Source organism: Methylomonas sp. Kb3 (assembly GCF_002834115.1).
Taxonomy (GTDB): domain Bacteria; phylum Pseudomonadota; class Gammaproteobacteria; order Methylococcales; family Methylomonadaceae; genus Methylomonas; species Methylomonas defluvii.
Genome location: NZ_PIZT01000015.1, coordinates 142,772 through 161,261 on the forward strand (window position 1 = coordinate 142,772; position 18,490 = coordinate 161,261).

The following is an 18,490-nucleotide window of genomic DNA, read 5'->3' on the forward strand; positions in this document are numbered from 1 at the left end:
CCAAACGCCTAACGGGCTTTTGGCCAATTTTTGGGACGAGGGGCTGCCAGGTGTTGACCAAGCCTGCTTCGACAGCGAAGCCAGCCCCTTTCAGAGCGGCGGCGCGCGGGATGGATTGTGACTAAGTACGGGGTCGGGCGCGAACAGCGGTATGTGCGGAGAAAACTTAATGGCTTCGATTTGCCGCGTAACCGCCAAATCGGCAACCACGCTGTCCAGCAGGTAGAAAACCGGCGCCAGCCTGTCCAACCATTGCTGCTGTTTAATCGCAGAGCCCAAATTGACAATACTGTTTTGAATTTGCAGGTCGTGATCGACAGCCATCAAGGCGGGTTCGCCATCATGATCGATATGCAGCACTTCGAATTCGTGCAAATGCAGGCCGCCCTGCATGGCATCTCTACCGATATGGGCATGCACCAGCGGCGCTGCCACTTGCAAAAGCAGCAAAAACATAACTAGAAATTGACGCAAATATGCAACCATTTATGTTTTCAGAATGTCTGTGGGGTGTCGTTAATCGGTAGACGGCGGTTGTATAGGACCATGCGAAAGGCTATTCTACTTGAATTACGCGATTTTACCCCGAATATCGGCATACATTTATTCACTTTAGGCAAACACCTATGAACAGAAAGATCGGTACCTTGGCAACATTATTCATTGCGCTGGCCTTACTGCTAGGCAGTGTCCAGGAAGCGCAGGCTAAACGCATGGGCGGCGGCAAGTCTTTCGGTAGCAAGCCGAGCTACAGCACACCGTTTCAACGCTCTACTTCTCCCAGTGGAGCCAGCAGCCAGCCGACCCGCTCGGCTAGTCAGCAACAAGCGGCTGCACAAAATCAAACAGCCAGACAAAACTGGGCTGGTCGCGGCGGCCTGATGGGCATGCTGGGCGGCTTGGCTTTAGGCGGATTATTGGGCTCATTGTTCTTCGGCGGCGCCTTCGAAAACATCAATCTGATGGACATGCTGCTGTTTGCCGGCGTCGCTTATCTGCTGTATCGCTTGTTTGCGGCCAGATCACGTCAGCAATCCGCCGCGCCGGCCGGTTACGGCCCCGCGCACTCGCAACCAGCGGAATCGCAAAACTATTATCGCGAGAACCAGCAACCGGCAGCCGGCGGCTCCGGTTTCGATACCGATGTGCTGTTCAAAAAAGGCAGAACAGCAGGATCAGGCAGCAATGACTATCAACAAGCCGCTAGTTTCGATGCAAACAACTTGCCGGCCGGGTTCGATCAGCGCGCGTTTTTAAGCGGTGCGGAAAGTGCCTACCGCTACCTGCAAGCAGCTTGGGATAGACGAGACTTGGCGGAAATCCGCGGCTTAACTACCGACAAGGTATTTGTAGAAATTCAAGAGCAACTAACTGCATCCAATGATATTAATAAAACCGATGTACTCAAACTGAGCGCCGAATTAATTGATGTCCGCGAAGCCGGCACGGAACTCGAAGCGGTGGTCTTATTCGACGCGCTGATCAGCGAAGACGGTGGTAAGGCAGAAGCTATTAAAGAAGTATGGCATTTCGTCAAACCCATCAACAGCAATCAAACCCGCTGGTTCCTGGACGGCATTCAGCAATTTGCAGAATAATCCGGCATGACGGCGGACAGCACTAAAGTCAGACAGCGCTACGATAGGCTTGCGCCTTATTTCGATGGCCTGGAAGGCTTTCTGGAAGGCTTGCTGTTTCGCCGTTTACGTAAAAAACTCTGGTCGCAGGCTAGCGGCGCCCACATTTTGGAAGTTGGGGTCGGAACGGGGAAAAACTTCCCGTTCTATCCTGATGACGCCCGAATTACCGCTATCGATTTCAGCCCGAACATGCTGGAAATGGCCCGCCGCAAACAACAGCGTAAACAGATTGCGGTTGATCTGGCTTTGATGGACGTGCAAGCGCTGGATTATGCCGATAACAGTTTCGACACGGTCATCGCCAGTTTTGTGTTTTGTTCGGTACCGAAACCCAGAAAGGGCCTGAAAGAGCTCTATCGCGTTTGCAAACCCGGCGGTCAAGTGCTGCTGTTGGAACACGTTTTAAGTTCCAACAAAGCTTTGGCGATGATGATGAATTTGTTCAACCCGCTGATTTTGAATACTTTTGGCGCCAATATTAACCGACAGACGTTAAAAAGCGTGCAAGCTTGCCCGTTCCAAAAACTATTCGTCGATCCCGCCAGCAGCGACATGATCAAACTGATCCGCGCCATCAAATAAACCCTTCGTCGCAGCGCCGTTAATTGGGGCTGTTTTTACTATTCAATCGCCGGCGTCTACAATGCGCGCGTGCTTAATCGGGCGTAATAGACGGAAGTTATGGCAAACAAGTTAAAATTGACGGGCAACACTCAGCGCTTGACGCTTTTGTGTATTGTCCTGCAAGCAGCCGCCCCAGCCGGGGCGGACAACACCCTATCCCATTTAAAGGCCTTATCTCTCCAAGAGCTGAGTGCGACCACCGTTTCCATCGCCTCGAAAAATCAACAACCTATCAGCGAAACCCCATCGGCGGTATTCGTCATCAGCCACGAAGAAATCAGGCGTTCCGGGATGCAGTCCATTCCGGAACTGCTGCGCAAAGTGCCCGGACTGGAAGTCGCGCGGGTGGATGGCAATCAATGGGCGATCAGTAGCCGCGGCTTTAACGGGATAAATGCCAACAAGCTGTTGGTGATGATGGACGGCCGCACCGTTTACGACCCACTGAACTCCGGCGTTTACTGGAACGAGCAAGACTACCCGCTGGAAGACATCGACCGTATCGAGGTGATTCGCGGCCCCGGTGCAACGTTGTGGGGCTCCAACGCCGTCAATGGCGTCATCAACATCGTTACTCGTTCCGCCCAGGAATCACAAGGCGTATTGCTGTCAGGCGGCACCAGCAAGGAAGAACCCGGATTCGGCACCTTTCGTTATGGCGGCCGACTCAGTCCGGATTTTAATTATCGCGTCTACGGCAAATACAATCATCGCGAGGACTTTCATTTCGGTAACGGCGAAAAAGCCAACGACAGCCTGGATATGGGCCGCGCCGGTTTTCGCAGCGATTGGACCCCCGACGCCCGCAAAAACCTGATCGTGCAGGGCGATTATTTCAATGGCGGCATGCAGCAGTCGCTGAATAGTCTCGACCCGGCATCGCCCATTAGCCCCGACAGCACCAAAAAATATGGCGGTAACCTGCTGTTACGTTGGCAACAAACCCTGGAAAACGATAGCCGCCTACAAATCCGCAGTTATTTCGATCATGCCGTCCGCAACCAAAGCCGACTGGATTATCGGCGCAGCACCTTCGACCTGGATCTGCAGCATGATTTCCGTTGGCAGGCTCATCACGTAACGTGGGGGGCCGGTTATCGCTTCAATAGCGATCAACTTCAGCAAAAACAGGTTCTACTTCACTTCGATCCCTCCGAACGCGATGTGCACTTGTTCAACGTCTTTGCTCAGGACGAATGGCGATTTCTGGCAGACGAACTGCGTTTGATATACGGCAGTAAAGTCGAGCATAACGATTTTACCGGTTTTGAGATCCAGCCTTCCGCGCGGCTGTTGTGGGTGCCCAATCAACAACACAGCCTGTGGGGCGCGGTATCCAGAGCAGTTCGCGTACCGGCCAGAGCCGACCACGACGTCAATGTCTTATTCAACGTAGGCCCCGGAACCACAGCCAACATCATGGGCGACGATAATTTTGACTCGGAGAGCGCAATCACTTACGAATTGGGCTACCGCTTTTTCCCCAACGACATCTTTAACCTGGATACAACGCTGTTTTATAGCGATTACGGCCGGCTGAGCACCACCGAACCGCAAGCGCCGATCATAAACGGCGAAAACACTACTGTCCCGTTTCTGATTGCCAACAAGGCAAAAGGTGAAGCCTACGGCTGGGAAACCGCATTGAATTGGCGGATGTCCGAACGCTGGCGCGTGCAAGGTAGTTACAGTCTGTTTGCAATTGCCTTGCACCAGCGCGACGGTAGCCTGGATAGCGCGGCGACAGTCGCTGAAGGCAATAGCGCCCGTAACCGTTTCAACCTCAGTTCCTACTTCAATCTGCCGTATCAATTGGAATTTGATGCGCATTGGTATTACACCGACCACCTAATCAATCAGGTGCCGGCCTATCATCGGCTGGATCTGCGCTTGGGCTGGCAGCCGAATCTGCATTTTGAATTGGCTGTCGGCGCGCAGAATTTGCTGGACAACCGGCATCTGGAATTCAGCCCAAATATAGATAACGCGGTAATCAGTAGCGAAGTTGAACGCAATTATTACCTTAAAGCCACGGTACGCTACTAGATGCGGCGTCCAAGCCTACGCAAAGTTGTGACACGCACCGGCGCGGTTGCGCGGCGGTGCCTGTTAATGCTGTTGTTGGCCTGTTTACCGCCGCTGCAATCATCGGGCACAGCGGGTGAACCGCGCTTTAACGAGACGGAACTTAAAGCGGCGTACTTATATAACTTTGCCTATTTCGTTACTTGGCCGACCACCCACAAGGAATTTTTGTTTTGCAGTTACGCCAATTCGCCGGTCACCGGCGTACTGGCCAAGCTGATCGAAGGTGAGCGGGTAAACGATCTACCGATGCAGATGGTTATCGACCCGATACCCGAACAATTGCACGAATGCCAGGTGATTTATATTCCGGCACAACAGGAAAGAATTCTCGCGGCGACCCTGGAGTTTGTCAGACCCTTTCCAGTGTTGACGGTCAGCGATATTGCCGATTTCGAACACCGCGGCGGCATGATCCGACTGGCTAACGACGGCCTCCGTGTTCAACCGGTCATACAACTGAAAAATGTAACGCGAATAGGTTTGACGATTAGTTCCAAGCTATTGCGCAGTTCGCGGCTAATTGAGTAGCTGCCGGCAGCAATTTTCCGGGCAATTTTGAACATGGCTTGATGAGTTACTGAACTCGCCACTGCACAAGGATCTGCATCGGCGCCGTCGAATGATTTTGAAACTGGTGAGCAGCACCCCCCAAGTATCTAAATCAGTAAAGCAGGGTAAAGGATTAACCGTTACCCTGAATCAAATTGACCTTATCGCTAGCGAGCCGAATTAACAGTACGCTCCAATTCTTCGCGGCTGAGATGGCGCACATCCTTGCCTTTCACCATGTATATGACCTGCTCGCAGACATTGCAGGAGTGGTCGCCTATCCTTTCCAGCGCGCGCGCAGCCCATAGCATATCCAGAGCTCTGGTGATGTTACGCGGGTTTTCCATCATCTGCGTGATCAACTGCCGGGTGATACTGGTGTATTCCCGGTCAACCTTGGCGTCCTGCTCGGTGATGGCAATCACCTCTTCGACATCGTTCCTGGCATAGGCATCCAGCGCGCCGTTCAGCATATCCTTGACCAAGTTCAGCAGATGTTCGATTTCGTAGTACTTGTCTTGATAATAATCGGCACCTTCCAAACGCATGGTCATTTTGGCGATACGCGCCGCTTCGTCGCCAATCCGCTCCAGATCGGTGATGATTTTGATGGTGGCGATCAACATGCGTAAATCAAAAGCCGCCGGCTGACGTTTGGCCATGATTTCGGTGCATTCGTGGTCGATGTCTTTTTCCATCTCGTTGACATACTGATCCTGCAACACCACTTTTTCGGCATTTTCCATGTCGTTACCCATGAAAGCCTTAGTCGCCAGATCGACTTGCTGCTCGACCAGGCCGCCCATGGTCAGCACCTTGTTGCGAATATCTTCCATCTCCTCGTTGAATTGGCGGGAAATGTGCGATTTGATTTTGCTGTTATCCATTGTTTACCTCCTAGCCGTACCTGCCGGTAATGTAATCTTCAGTTTGTTTTTTTGCCGGATTGGTAAACAACTCGCTGGTTTCACCAAATTCGATTAATTCACCCATGTACATAAAAGCGGTGAAATCGGATACCCGCGCCGCCTGCTGCATGTTGTGAGTAACGATCACTATCGTATATTTTTCTTTCAATTCGTTAATCAATTCTTCAATTTTTAGCGTCGAGATCGGGTCTAGCGCCGAGGCCGGTTCGTCCAACAGAATCACTTCCGGCTCGATCGCGATGGCGCGGGCGATCACCAGCCGCTGTTGCTGACCACCCGACATACCCAAGGCATTATCGTTTAAACGGTCTTTCATCTCGTCCCATAACGCGGCGCCACGTAGGGATTTTTCCACGACTTCATCAAGGATGCGCCGGTCGTTAATCCCCTGAATCCGCAGCCCGTACGCCACGTTTTCGTAAATGGTTTTCGGAAACGGATTGGGTTTTTGAAACACCATGCCCACGCGCCGGCGCAAAGCCGCAACGTTGACCGATTTATCGTATATATCCTCGCCGTCCAGCAGAATCTTGCCTTTGATGCTGACGCCATCGACCAAATCGTTCATCCGGTTGATGCAGCGTAATAAGGTGGATTTACCGCAGCCGCTGGGACCGATATAGGCCGTCACTTTCTTACGCGGCATTTCCATGTTCACGCCATGCAAGGCCTGCTTCTGGCCGTAAAACAAATCCAGATTTTCAACTTTGATGCAGGTTTCCAATTGCTCAACGCTCTTTCTGTCTTCCCTTTTCAACGCGCTAATGTCAATGGCGTGGGTATTCTTTTGGGCTGTTGTCATGATATAGGGTCCAGTCTTCCGGATGGATATGCGAATTTAATTTTCCAGGGCGCGGTATTTTTCCCGCAAATTGTTACGTATCGAGATAGCGAACATGTTCAAGCCGATAATCACCATCACCAGTAGCAGTGACGTCGCGTAAACCAAAGGTCTGGCCGCTTCGACATTCGGGCTCTGGAAGCCGACGTCATAAATATGAAATCCCAAATGCATAAACTTTCTGTCCAGATGCAGATAAGGAAAGTTGCCGTCCAACGGTAAGGTCGGCGCCAATTTCACCACACCAACCAGCATCAACGGCGCCACTTCACCGGCGGCGCGCGCCACCGCTAGAATCAAGCCGGTCATGATCGCCGGACTAGCCATCGGCAATACCGTGCGCCACAGCGTTTCGGCTTTAGTCGCGCCCAGCGCCAAGCTGCCTTCACGTATCGATTTGGGAATCCGCGACAAACCTTCCTCGGTGGCGACGATCACCACCGGCAAGGTCATCAAAGCCAGCGTCAGCGAAGCCCATAATAAGCCCGGCGTACCGAACACCGGTGCCGGGGCCGCTTCCGGGAAAAACAGGCGGTCGATGTTGCCGCCGATGATATACACGAAAAAGCCCAAACCAAACACGCCGTAAACGATGGACGGCACGCCGGCCAAGTTATTAACGGCAATGCGGATCACGCGGGTGATAAAGCCTTGCTTGGCATATTCGCGCAGATAAACCGCAGCGATGACGCCGAACGGCGTCACCACAACCGCCATCAGCATCACCATCAACACGGTACCGAAAATAGCCGGAAAGATACCGCCCTCGGTGTTGGCTTCACGCGGCTCATCGCTAACAAACGTGGCGAAATTGCCGACATATTCGATACATTTGTCCAGCACGCTCATCGTGTTGGGGCGGGTCATTTTCACCACCCGATTCAAGGGCAGGCTAATTTCTTTTTGTCCGGCTTCCGCCACCACCAAGCTGTAGCGTTTGCTTTCCTTGCTCAACTTGCCGATTTGTTGCTGGATGGCTTGGTATTGTTTTTCGTATGTCTGCTTTTGCGCGGCAAATTCCTGCTTGGCCGCATCGTTCCAGGCACTTTTCAACTCCAGCGCGCGTTGCTTCAAACGCAAGCGCTCCAATTCATAGTTGATCGCCCCAACTTCGTGGTCTTGTAAACTATCGATTTCGTCGTGCTGCTCCAAGACTGTCGCCAGTTTTTGTTGCGCCACTTGCCAGGCCTGATCGCCTTGGGCAATCACCGCGCCGTCTTCCTTAACCGCTAACAAGCGGCCGTAGAAATTACCCCACTCGCGACGTTCGACCATGATCAAATCGTCCGGCGTGGATTGGCTGTGAATATATTGCTGCTGAATCCAGCGAAAATCGCTACCGAGAATATCGCGGTTACCGGTTTTTACCAGATGCTGCACCAGGTATTCGCCGTTATCCAGCAACTCATGGCCGGCAGCCTTGGCTTGCGCGGCCGGTAATAGCGAAGTAGCCACCGCTTCGCCAATGATAGAACTCTCCGGGCCATCGCGGTCTTGATAGCGATATTCGATAATGTCGGCCGGCCAAAAATGCCCCAAGCCCCGTACCGCAATAAGCAGTAGCAAACCCACCACCAGTATCAGATTTAAACTGACCGCGCCGGCGGTCATCCATATCCAGGGCGAACCGCTCTTAAACCATGCTTTAATCATAATGAGCTGTATTTTTGTCTTAGATTCTGCCGAATGACTTCAGCCAGCGTGTTGACTACAAACGTGAACATGAACAGTACCAAGGCCGCCAGAAACAGTACGCGATAGTGGGTACTGTTGACTTCCGATTCTGGCATTTCCACCGCGATGTTAGCCGACAGTGTGCGCAGCCCCTGGAAGATGCTCAAATCCATCACCGCAGTATTGCCAGTGGCCATCAGCACGATCATCGTCTCGCCGACCGCACGGCCGAAACCGATCATAATGGCCGAGAAAATACCCGGACTGGCAGTCAGCAACACCACCTTGGTCATGGTTTGCCAAGGCGTGGCACCCAGCGCCAACGAGCCGGTGGTTAAATGCTTGGGCACACTGAAAATCGCGTCTTCGGCGATGGAGAAAATCATCGGAATGACCGCAAAACCCATGGCCAAACCAACGACCAAGGTGTTGCGCTGGTCGTAACCGATTCCAAATTCCTCGCGCATCCAGGTGCGCAGATCGCCTTTAAAACACAAGGCTTCGATAGTCGGACTTAACTGAAAAGCCAGCCAGGCGCCGAATATCACCACTGGGATCAGCACTACCGCATCCCAGCCGTCGGGGATTTTGTGGCGGGTTTGTTCCGGTACGAATTGCCAGAAATAGGCAAAAATCATCACGGACAGCGGCACAACCATCAATAATGCAAAAATCCCGGTGAGATTGGCTTCCACGAAAGGTGCCAGCCACAAGCCGGCTAAAAAGCCCAAAATCACGGTCGGCAAGGCGCCCATGATTTCCACGCCCGGCTTTACGTACTGCCGCACGCTGGGCGCCATGAAATAGCCGGTATAAATCGCTCCAAATAAGGCCAACGGCACGCCCATCAGCATCGCGTAGAACGAGGCTTTTAAGGTGCCGAACACCAGCGGCGTCAAGCTCATTTTCGGTTCGAAATCGTTACTGGCCGCCGAGGATTGCCAAATGTAATCCGGTTTTGGATAGCTTTCGTACCAGACTTTGTTCCATAACGAACGCCACGATACTTCCGGATGTTCGTTTTCGATAGTCCAATGATTGATTTTGCCGTCTTCGGTTTGCAGTAACATGGCATTGGCGCGCGGCGATAAGGTGACGGCAACAGGTTTTCCGCCAGCAATTTTTTCCTTGATCAATTCCCGCTCGGCGGTGGAACTGTAAATGCCGATCTCGCCGTTGGCGTCGGCCGCCAGCATACCTTTGCGGCGCTGTTCCGGATTGATGGTAATAATCGGCGCGTCGGATACTTTAAACGCCCGTAGCTTCTCGATACTGAAATGGTTTTGCTGGTCGCGGACCATTGACCATTGCGCCATCACACCGCTGGTGTCGCCGATCAGCAGAGAAATATCGCCGTTCAGAAATTCCATGCTGCTGATTTGCACGCCTTGGTTTAGCACATTCAATTTATGTTTGATCTCGGGTTTGCTCTTGTCGAGAATATCAACGACAGTCAAATCCCCTGCGCGGCTGGCCAGGTAGAGGTTGCGCAACTCTTTATCCAACAGGATAAAATCCACGTCATCCGCGGCCATCTCAACCAGTGAATCGGTGGATTCCCAAGTGCCTTCGTCGTCGAACAGCGATTCTTTTTTACTAAGACTGCTCAGCACCATACGGTTATCAGCGGTTTTAGCCAGCAAAGTGCTGTTTTTATCGCCTAACTTCACCGCCAGCTTGGTGAGCGCCTGGCCTTGCTTATCCACCACTAGTGGTTCGGCCCCTAAGGGATATTGAATAGCGGGGGTAATGACCCGCTTGCCGCCGGGATAAGACAATTTGTAATCATGCTTGACGACCACGGCACGACCATCGGATAAACCAAAGGCAATCACGCCTTTATCGACACCGCCATGCGCGTAACTGGTAATTTGTACTTGCTCGGGGATAGGTAGGGTATCCACGCGAATCAGTTGACCCGTGGCAACGCTAAAAAATATCGCTTTGCCGGTGTCGGTAAACCGCACCGCCACTTCGTTCTGTTCTTCCATCGACAGGAAAACGGTATTGCCCAGCACCTGCTCGGGCACGTCATAACGGCCGACCACTTCCGCGTGGGAGGGCATCAGTATCGGGAAAACCACATACAGCAGATAGAAAAAGATTAACACCACCGCCAGGATAATGCTCAACCCGCCGGCTACGACGCCGCGAGCCACCATTTTGTCCTTTACTAGCCGCCAACGCTGATAGCGCTCACTGGTCGCCGTCTGAAACAGCGTGGCTTTCGCTTGAGTGGAATGGACTTCAGTCATAACTAGGTATCGTGAGTTAACAAAAAGCGGCGCCGAACAATCGCAACGCCTTCAGAGACAAAAAAGCCGATAAAACTACAGAATTATCGGCTTGATAGTATACAAGATCATCCACCATTACTTGGCGAGAGGGGCAATGACATTGTTGGTATTAGCCAATCCCTTGCTGCATCCATGCAGAATTGTCCCTTTATCAGGCATCCTTGGCTGATGTAATTACTGAATCAGAGTTAGAGCTTTTTCGACTGCCTTGGCTGGCAATGGAATGTAGCCGTCCTTGATCACGACTTGTTGACCGGTTTTAGACAACACCATTTTGATGAACTCTTTTTCCATGGGGGCCAGCGGCTCGTTAGGTTTTTTGTTCACGTAAACGTACAAGAAACGAGACAGCGGGTACGCGCCGGATGTGGCATTTTCCGGAGTGGCCTCAACAAACGGCTGGCCATCCTTCAATGCCAGTGGCACGGCTTTTACGCCCGAGGTGGAATAACCGATACCGGAATAACCGATGCCGTTTGCCGACGTCGTAACCGATTGCACGACCGACGCAGAACCAGGCTGTTCGTTGACGTTACTTTTGAAGTCACCTTTGCACAGTGCTTCGTCTTTGAAGAAACCGTATGTACCGGAAACCGAGTTACGGCCATACAGCTGAATAGGTTTGTTTGCCCAGCCGCCCGTCAGGCCGGCTTGGCCCCAGGTGGTGATGTCAGTGGCATAACCGCATTTACGGGTTGAAGACAAGATCGCATCCACTTGCGGAAGGCTCAAGCCTTTAACCGGATTGTCCTTGTTGACGAAAACCGCCAGCGCATCGATAGCAACCGGAATCGCAGTGGGTTTGTATCCGTATTTGCTTTCGAAATCGTCGATTTCGTTGTCTTTCATTTTCCGACTCATCGGACCCAGGTTAGCGGTGCCTTCGGTCAAAGCTGGCGGCGCGGTTGACGAACCGGCTGCTTGAATCTGAATGTTGACGTTGGGGTAAATCTTGCCGAATTCTTCGGCCCACAAGGTCATCAAGTTAGCTAAAGTATCCGAGCCAACGCTGGAGATATTGCCGGACACGCCGCTAGCTGCCGCGTATTCGGGCAAAGCGGGGTCCAAAGTCGCGGGAGCCGCCACAGCTTCGCCGCCGACTAAAGCGGCCGATGCAAAACCAAATCCTAAAACCAGCGATTTCAGCTTGAATGTATTTTTCATATATTTTCTCGAAATGTTTAAAACTTAAGATTCATATTGCCAACCTAGCGTGACAATAGTATGAAGCAAATGTGACAGTTTTATGACAACGCACCTAATCCTGAGCGGCCGCGCAAATCCAGCACGCCACTAAAGCCAGGCCGGACGTTTTCCAACTTTAAAAAACTGTAGCTAAAATCAACGGCTTGATCATTTTCAACATCCTCTCTGACAAGCTCCCGCCATTGCCTGGCATCAATCTCCGGAAAAAAGGTGTCACCCTCGAAGGTTTTATGGATTTCGGTCAGATACAAATAATCGGCATACGCCAGCATGGCTTCATATAAGGTGGCGCCGCCAATCACGAATAGCTCCGGGCTATCGGCATAGCATTGCAACACGCTATCGATGTCGCCAAACACCCGGCAACCGGGCTGTTGATAACTCGGGTCGCGGCTGATAATGATATTCTCCCGTCCCGGTAAGGGCCGACCGAGGGCCTCAAACGTTTTACGCCCCATCAATATCGGCGCGCCCATGGTGATTTGTTTGAAGCGTTTCAAGTCGGCCGAGAGATGCCAGGGCATTTGGCCGTTCAGGCCAATGGCGCGATTACCGGCCATCGCCACGATCAGTGATATTTTCATGCGGAGTGTTTAAGATGGGCTTTGTGAGCAAAACATCATACTAGAAACCATCGTTTATGAAGAAAAACATCCTGCTGATATTTACCGGCGGCACCATCGGTTCGCAGCTCAGCGGCGACACCATCAATACCGACGGCAGCGCCGATTTTAAGTTATTGCAACGCTTTGCGGAACACGACGCCAAGCCGGATTCGGTTAACTTCAAAACCTTGCAGCCCGTGCAGATTCTCAGCGAAAACCTGCATCCCAGCCACTGGCCCCAGATCATCGCTGCAGTTGAAACTGAGGACTTAAGCCAATTCGACGGCATCATCGTCACCCACGGCACCGACAGCCTGGCTTTTAGCGCCGCCGCACTAAGCCTGTATTTCAATGGATTGGCGATTCCGCTGCTGCTGGTTTCCAGCGATTTGCCGCTGGATAACCCGCAAGCCAACGGCGTGGCGAACTTTCTGTGTGCGGTGGAATTTATCCGCCAAATTGGTCTGGCCGGCGTGTTTGTGCCCTATCGCAATCCAGGCCAAGCGATGCTGATTCATCTCGGCAGTCGACTATCGTCCTGCCTGCCCTTAAGTAGCGATTTTATCAGCGTGCAGTCGCAGGCCTGGATGTGCTTCGAGAACGGATGCTTCCACTCTCTGCAAAATTTGGCGCCCGGCGCTCGCTCGCCGATTGCGCTTAAACCAGACTTTTCCAAACGAATATTGTTGATCAGACCTTACCCAGGCCTGGATTACGCTGCTTACAATCTCGACAAGGTCGATGCATTACTGCACGACCTCTACCACTCCGGGACGGCTTGCGCCTCTGCCGCAGCAGGAGAGCAATACAGCTTGGTGGAATTCGTCAAACACTGCACCAGGCAGGGCATCAAAACTTATCTGGCACCGGCGCTATATTCGGAAAGCGCATACGCCTCGACTCGCGAGCTACTGGATGTGGGCGCGGAAATGATCTGGAATACGTCGTTGGAAGCGGCTTACGCTAAATTGTTATTGGCTTACGGCAATTTCGATACGCCGCAGGCAATTTCTGGGTATTTGGCACAGAACTTGGCCCACGAGCAACTGGGTAATTAGAGGGGGACTTTAGTGCGTCGAGCCTGATGGCTAAACTATAGCGAGGAGCGGATTGCCTAAAGGCAATCCGCTTAATATCTGGGTGCTATGGCTTAGCTGGCGCGGGTGCTGGCGGCTTTTTAACCAAAACTTTGGCATCCGGCCCCATCGACACAGAATAGTCGGTGGAAGAAATCACGTTCTGACTGGCGATGTCCACAACCCTTAGCGACACATAGACATTGTTGTAGCCAGGAGCAAACGATCCTACAACGACCGCTTTAGCCCCGACGTTATTTAAAGCTTCCTTGGTTTTATCAGGCAGTTGCAGGATACCGGCTTCGTTTTTAGCAAAAATTTCGGTAGGCAGTTCCATACCCATCACCCGGTAACCGGAACGATGAAAGGCCGAGGAAATTTGATCGGAGACAATTCGGCCAAACGCCAGTGTTTGCTCCAGTTCTCCGAGATTAACCAGCGAATTGATAACCACCAGACTACCTCTGGGCAAAGGCTCGCGCAAATCGAGAAGGAGCTGATCGACAGCCTCGTAGCTTACCTCGACCAAATCGTCATCTTTGACTTCGCTAGCCCGAAAACCCCGGCTACAACCGCTCAGCATGATCAGCGCCAAAGCCATCAGCGCCATCGTCTTTTTGTTAACCATAAGACCTCTCCTCTCGTAATTGTTGAAGTTATCAGAGCTTAAAACAGCAAGCCAGTCAATCTAATTTACTACCGCAGTATACACAGCATTGCGCTGGAGAATTGCTTGAACAATGCCAGGCAAATCCCTGGATTTTTTTGAACGCTTATTGACCGCTTTCGGTAACAATCACACCGATGCCGTTTTTCTGCAGCAATTCCTTAATCGTGGAAACGCTGGCGGGATTATCGTAGGGACCGACCTTAACCCGATGCCAGATAACATTGCCGACTTTAGCCTTTTCGACCCGGGACTCTATGCCGAGCGATGCCAGCTTGGCCTTATGGCGATCAGCCTCCGCTGCCTCCCGGAAGGAACCTGACTGCATAATGTATTTGGCCGCCTTGGTTTTACCAACTAGCTGCTCGCGCACCCGGGTTTTGATTTCGTAGTCGGGCACCACTACTTCCGCTTGTGGCAGTATGGTATAAAAATCGTAACGCGGTTCTTCCGGCTCCGCTGGTTGCGGCGGCTCCGCCGGTTTTTCCGGCTCAACGACCGCTTGAGTTTGCGGTTTGACCGGTAACTCTTGCTTTAACTTCTCCACTACTTGCGGGATCTCCGCCTCCGACTTGCCTGCCACCAACTCCGGTACCATTTTGCGGATCATGTTCAAAAACACCCCAAAAGCTACAATCAGCGCGATGACCAGCAACCAGCGCCAAGGTGCGACCGAGGACTTTTTCGGTTTTCTACGGCTGTTGGTGTAACTGGGACTTTGAACGCGGTGCTTATAGTCTCTGGCCATTACATCGCTTCGGGTGCATTGATTTTCAATAGGGATAGGGCATTGACCAATACCTGTTTCACGGCACAAATCAAATTGATGCGTGCGTTGCAGAGCTTATCGTCGTCCACCAGGAACTGGTGCGCGTTGTAATAACTGTGGAACTGATTGGCCAGTTCACGCAAGTAATGAATCAATTGATGAGGTTCGTAATTCACAGCAGCACGTTCCAAAGTTTCCGGGTACTTGGAAAGTGTAGTCAGTAACGCGGCTTCCTGCTCTTCGGTCAACAGATTCAGATGCTCCATACCTAACTGCGGATTGCGTTGCCGGCCTTTTTCGTCGAGCTGGCGCAACACGCTGCACACCCTGGCATGCGCATACTGCACATAATAAACCGGATTTTCGTTGCTTCTGGAAGTAGCCAATTTCAAGTCGAAATCCATATGTTGTTCGGATTTACGCATCACATAAAAAAAGCGGCACGCATCTCTACCCACTTCGCTGCGCAGTTGCCTTAGGGTGACAAATTCGCCGGAGCGGGTCGACATCTGTACTTTTTCGTCGCCGCGATACAAGATCGCAAATTGCACCAGCAATACTTTCAGTTTGGATTCGTCGGCGCCCAAGGCTTGCATCGCCGCTTTCACGCGCGGAATATAGCCATGGTGGTCGGCACCCCAGATGTTGACGATTTGATCGAAGCCCCGATCCAATTTGTGCATGTGATAGGCAATATCAGAAGCAAAATAGGTGGTCTGGCCGTTGTCGCGCACAACCACTCTGTCTTTTTCGTCGCCCAGGCGACTGGAGGCAAACCAAGTAGCACCTTCCTGCTGATAAAGATAGCCGGCCGCATCCAGACGCTGCAAAGCCTGCTCAACGGAATGATCGTCCATCAGCGAACGCTCGGAAAACCACTGTTGATAACTCACGCCGAATTCAGCCAAGTCGTCTTTGATGTCGTCCAGAATTTCGTCCAGACCGGCTTGAAATACCTCTTTATAAGCCTCGCCGAGCAAGGTTTTGGCTCGGTCGATCAACGCATCAATGTGTTTTTCCTTATCGCCGCCTTGCGGTTCGTCGGCGGGCAAATCCGCCATCACTAGCGCGGCAGCTCTGCGGTAGGCGTCGCCGGCTTTCTTATGCAAATTCGCGGAAATATCTCGGACATACTCGCCGCGATAGCCATTGCTAGGGAAAGGCAGAACTTCGCCACAGGCTTCCAGATACCGCAACCAGACGCTGGTGGCGAGAATATCCATCTGCCGGCCGGCATCGTTCACATAGTATTCGCGTTCGACTTCAAAACCGGCTGCCGCCAGCAAATCCGCCACCGCAGAACCATAAGCCGCGCCGCGGCCGTGGCCGACATGTAAAGGCCCGGTGGGATTGGCGGAAACGAATTCGACTTGCACTCGCTTGCCAACGCCGATCTTGCTCAAACCGTATTCCGACCCAGTATCGAGTATCTGTTTGACGACCTGAAATTGGCTATCGGGATTGATGAAGAAATTGATAAATCCGGGGCCGGCGATATCAACCTTGGTGATCAGCGCATCGCTCGGCAGCGCCGCGACGATTTTTTCGGCCAGCTGTCTAGGATTAAGTTTGGCCGGCTTGGCCAGCAACATCGCCAAATTGGTGGCGAAATCGCCGTGTTGCGCATCGCGGGTGCGCTCCAAATTGATTTGCGCAATAAAATCGTTTTCGAGAATACCTTGAGTTTTAAGGGCTGTAACGGCTTGTTGTAACAGGGATTCCAGCTTTTGTTTCATCGCGTTGAAAAATGGGGATTTATCGGAAAATACCCTGCATTATCCATGAAAAACAAATTATTGGCTAGGACGCTCGCCGAACAGCGCCGTGCCGATCCGCACCAGCGTTGAGCCTTCGGCAACCGCCGCCTGTAAATCGCCACTCATGCCAAACGAAAAAGTATCGAGATCGTGACGATCAAGTTGCCGCACTGCCTGATAGAGCCGCCGATACGGCAGGCATTGCGCCAGATAATCCTGCTGCGGCTCCGGAATCGCCATCACCCCGCGTAAACGCAAATTGGGCAGCTTACCGACTTGTTCGATCAGCACCGGCAAATCGGCCAATTCAATGCCGGATTTGCTCGCTTCATCGCTGATATTGACCTGCAAGCAGATATTCAGCGGCGGCAAAAAATCCGGACGCTGCTCGCTGAGGCGTTCGGCTATTTTTAGGCGGTCAACGCTGTGCACCCAGGCAAAGTGCTGGGCAATAGGCTTGGTTTTATTGGATTGAATCGGCCCAATGAAATGCCAGCTGATATTGAATGCCGCCAATTCCTGCTGTTTTTTCAGCGCTTCCTGTAAATAATTTTCGCCGAAATGGCGCTGACCGAAACGGTAGGCTGCGGCAATATCGGCGGCGGGCTTGGTCTTGCTGACCGCCAATAACTGCACACTCCCCGGTGAACGCTGCGAATTGATTTCGGCCTGACGGAGTTGCTTGCGTACCGTGGCGAAACGCTGAGCGATACTACTCACGATTCTCAGCTGCCGATTCTTTTTTGACAAATAAGCGTGAAAACAGCAATCCGGATTCAAACAACAACCACATTGGCACTGCCAATAGGGTTTGCGACAAAGCGTCGGGCGGCGTCAAAAACATCGCGATGACAAACACCCCAACGATGACATACGGCCTTTTTTCAGACAGCGTTTCCGGGGTGATGATGCCGGTCCAGACCAACACAATAGTGAAAATCGGAATTTCGAACGATAAGCCGAAGGCAAAAAACATCGCCAATACAAAATCCAGATAAGTGGCTATATCTGTCATCACCGCCACGCCGGCCGGCGCCGCCGACGTGAGATAGCCGAATACCAGAGGAAATACCAAAAAATAGGCGAAGGCCGCACCACTATAAAACAACAGCGTACTAGCCAATAACAGTGGCGCCACCATCAGTTTTTCATGGCGATATAAGCCGGGCGCCACAAAACCCCAGAACTGGTAAAGAATGAAGGGAATGGAAACGAACACCGCCACCACAAACGCAAGCTTGAACGGCGTGAAAAACGGCGAGGCCACATCAATGGCAATCATCGTGCTGTTTTTCGGCATGTGCACTAACAGCGGCTCGGCCAGATAGGCGTAAATCTCGTTGGCGTAGCTTGCGGTACCAACAAATACCAGCAGCACGCATAACACGACCCTTAACAAGCGGTCGCGCAGTTCGACTAAATGGCTAAAAAATGACTGCTCGTTATCCAGCGGCGCTTGGCTTGTCATCGTCCTGATTGATTTCTGTCGCTGCCTGAGCATTGAAGTTAATATCGTCGAGAGCCGACTGAGTATCCTGCACCACTTTCTGCAATTCGCCGGCTATGGACTGTTGCTGGATTAACTGGCGCATTTCCTCAGCGTGCAATTCCTGTTTAATTTCCGCCTTAGCAGTGGCCAACACAGTACGGGCTTTTCCTACCCAAAACCCAGCCAAGCGGGCCGCTTTCGGCAATTTTTCCGGGCCGAGCACCAATAGCGCCACCAACCCCACCATCAACAATTCTGAAAAACCGACGTCGAACATAT

At 52.1% G+C, this 18,490-nt stretch carries 18 protein-coding genes; 5 read left to right on the forward strand and 13 right to left on the reverse strand.

Translation table 11 applies throughout. The annotated features are described in order from the left end of the window. Nucleotides 1-90 precede the first annotated feature (90 nt). On the reverse strand, nucleotides 91-456 hold the full coding sequence (locus CWO84_RS11295; RefSeq protein ID WP_133120668.1) for a hypothetical protein: 366 nt from the start codon (nucleotides 454-456) through the stop codon (nucleotides 91-93). Nucleotides 457-626: 170 nt separating this feature from the next. Here CWO84_RS11295 and CWO84_RS11300 point away from each other — a divergent pair, with 170 nt between their 5' ends. The 4 genes from CWO84_RS11300 (at nucleotide 627) to CWO84_RS11315 (ending at nucleotide 4,880) form a co-directional block, all read left to right on the forward strand. Beyond that, complete coding sequence (locus CWO84_RS11300) at nucleotides 627-1,598, forward strand: Tim44-like domain-containing protein (protein ID WP_101052738.1); 972 nt, start codon at nucleotides 627-629, stop codon at nucleotides 1,596-1,598. Nucleotides 1,599-1,604: 6 nt separating this feature from the next. Then, the gene (locus CWO84_RS11305; protein ID WP_033156871.1) at nucleotides 1,605-2,222 is read left to right on the forward strand and encodes a class I SAM-dependent methyltransferase; all 618 of its coding nucleotides are present in this window, start codon (nucleotides 1,605-1,607) and stop codon (nucleotides 2,220-2,222) included. A gap of 99 nt (nucleotides 2,223-2,321) precedes the next feature. Continuing rightward, nucleotides 2,322-4,310, forward strand: coding sequence for a TonB-dependent receptor (locus CWO84_RS11310; protein ID WP_051670016.1), 1,989 nt, complete (start codon nucleotides 2,322-2,324; stop codon nucleotides 4,308-4,310). A gap of 27 nt (nucleotides 4,311-4,337) precedes the next feature. Next, nucleotides 4,338-4,880 (forward strand): YfiR family protein, encoded by a 543-nt coding sequence (locus CWO84_RS11315; protein WP_165385998.1) that lies wholly within the window; start codon nucleotides 4,338-4,340, stop codon nucleotides 4,878-4,880. A 188-nt stretch (nucleotides 4,881-5,068) separates the two neighbouring features. Here the strand turns inward: CWO84_RS11315 and phoU are convergent, their stop codons facing one another. The 6 genes from phoU to CWO84_RS11345 all read right to left on the reverse strand — a co-directional run bounded on the left by phoU (nucleotide 5,069) and on the right by CWO84_RS11345 (nucleotide 12,432). Then, nucleotides 5,069-5,788: a phosphate signaling complex protein PhoU gene (gene phoU, locus CWO84_RS11320; RefSeq protein ID WP_033156873.1), complete on the reverse strand. Its 720-nt coding sequence runs from the start codon at nucleotides 5,786-5,788 to the stop codon at nucleotides 5,069-5,071. 10 nt (nucleotides 5,789-5,798) lie between these two features. Continuing rightward, nucleotides 5,799-6,632, reverse strand: a complete 834-nt coding sequence (pstB, locus tag CWO84_RS11325) for a phosphate ABC transporter ATP-binding protein PstB (protein ID WP_033156874.1) — start codon at nucleotides 6,630-6,632, stop codon at nucleotides 5,799-5,801. 36 nt (nucleotides 6,633-6,668) lie between these two features. Further along, a complete protein-coding gene (gene pstA, locus CWO84_RS11330; protein ID WP_033156875.1) occupies nucleotides 6,669-8,324 on the reverse strand; it encodes a phosphate ABC transporter permease PstA in 1,656 nt (551 codons plus the stop codon). Then, nucleotides 8,321-10,600: an ABC transporter permease subunit gene (locus CWO84_RS11335; protein ID WP_033156876.1), complete on the reverse strand. Its 2,280-nt coding sequence runs from the start codon at nucleotides 10,598-10,600 to the stop codon at nucleotides 8,321-8,323. The genes pstA and CWO84_RS11335 overlap by 4 nt, the downstream gene beginning before the upstream one ends. A gap of 216 nt (nucleotides 10,601-10,816) precedes the next feature. Continuing rightward, on the reverse strand, nucleotides 10,817-11,806 hold the full coding sequence (locus CWO84_RS11340) for a phosphate ABC transporter substrate-binding protein PstS family protein (protein WP_033156877.1): 990 nt from the start codon (nucleotides 11,804-11,806) through the stop codon (nucleotides 10,817-10,819). Nucleotides 11,807-11,886: 80 nt separating this feature from the next. After that, nucleotides 11,887-12,432 carry a dihydrofolate reductase gene (locus CWO84_RS11345; RefSeq protein WP_101052739.1) on the reverse strand — a complete coding sequence of 182 codons (546 nt, stop codon included), beginning with the start codon at nucleotides 12,430-12,432 and terminating at the stop codon, nucleotides 11,887-11,889. 56 nt (nucleotides 12,433-12,488) lie between these two features. On the opposite strand from CWO84_RS11345, the gene CWO84_RS11350 reads away from it, so the two are divergent. Beyond that, nucleotides 12,489-13,511 carry an asparaginase domain-containing protein gene (locus tag CWO84_RS11350; RefSeq protein WP_101052741.1) on the forward strand — a complete coding sequence of 341 codons (1,023 nt, stop codon included), beginning with the start codon at nucleotides 12,489-12,491 and terminating at the stop codon, nucleotides 13,509-13,511. An 85-nt stretch (nucleotides 13,512-13,596) separates the two neighbouring features. On the opposite strand, the gene CWO84_RS11355 is transcribed toward CWO84_RS11350, so the two are convergent. From CWO84_RS11355 to tatB, 6 genes are all read right to left on the reverse strand, one after another. Continuing rightward, a complete protein-coding gene (locus CWO84_RS11355) occupies nucleotides 13,597-14,157 on the reverse strand; it encodes a FlgO family outer membrane protein (RefSeq protein ID WP_033156879.1) in 561 nt (186 codons plus the stop codon). A 145-nt stretch (nucleotides 14,158-14,302) separates the two neighbouring features. Then, nucleotides 14,303-14,944 (reverse strand): SPOR domain-containing protein, encoded by a 642-nt coding sequence (locus CWO84_RS11360; RefSeq protein WP_101052743.1) that lies wholly within the window; start codon nucleotides 14,942-14,944, stop codon nucleotides 14,303-14,305. Next, nucleotides 14,944-16,701 carry an arginine--tRNA ligase gene (gene argS / locus CWO84_RS11365; protein WP_033156881.1) on the reverse strand — a complete coding sequence of 586 codons (1,758 nt, stop codon included), beginning with the start codon at nucleotides 16,699-16,701 and terminating at the stop codon, nucleotides 14,944-14,946. The genes CWO84_RS11360 and argS overlap by 1 nt, the downstream gene beginning before the upstream one ends. A gap of 57 nt (nucleotides 16,702-16,758) precedes the next feature. Beyond that, nucleotides 16,759-17,442, reverse strand: coding sequence for a YggS family pyridoxal phosphate-dependent enzyme (locus tag CWO84_RS11370; protein WP_033156882.1), 684 nt, complete (start codon nucleotides 17,440-17,442; stop codon nucleotides 16,759-16,761). Further along, nucleotides 17,435-18,190: a twin-arginine translocase subunit TatC gene (tatC, locus tag CWO84_RS11375; RefSeq protein WP_033156883.1), complete on the reverse strand. Its 756-nt coding sequence runs from the start codon at nucleotides 18,188-18,190 to the stop codon at nucleotides 17,435-17,437. Before tatC ends, CWO84_RS11370 begins: the two co-directional genes overlap by 8 nt. Next, the gene (gene tatB / locus CWO84_RS11380) at nucleotides 18,165-18,488 is read right to left on the reverse strand and encodes a Sec-independent protein translocase protein TatB (protein WP_026602621.1); all 324 of its coding nucleotides are present in this window, start codon (nucleotides 18,486-18,488) and stop codon (nucleotides 18,165-18,167) included. The genes tatC and tatB overlap by 26 nt, the downstream gene beginning before the upstream one ends. Between the last annotated feature and the right edge of the window lie 2 nt (nucleotides 18,489-18,490).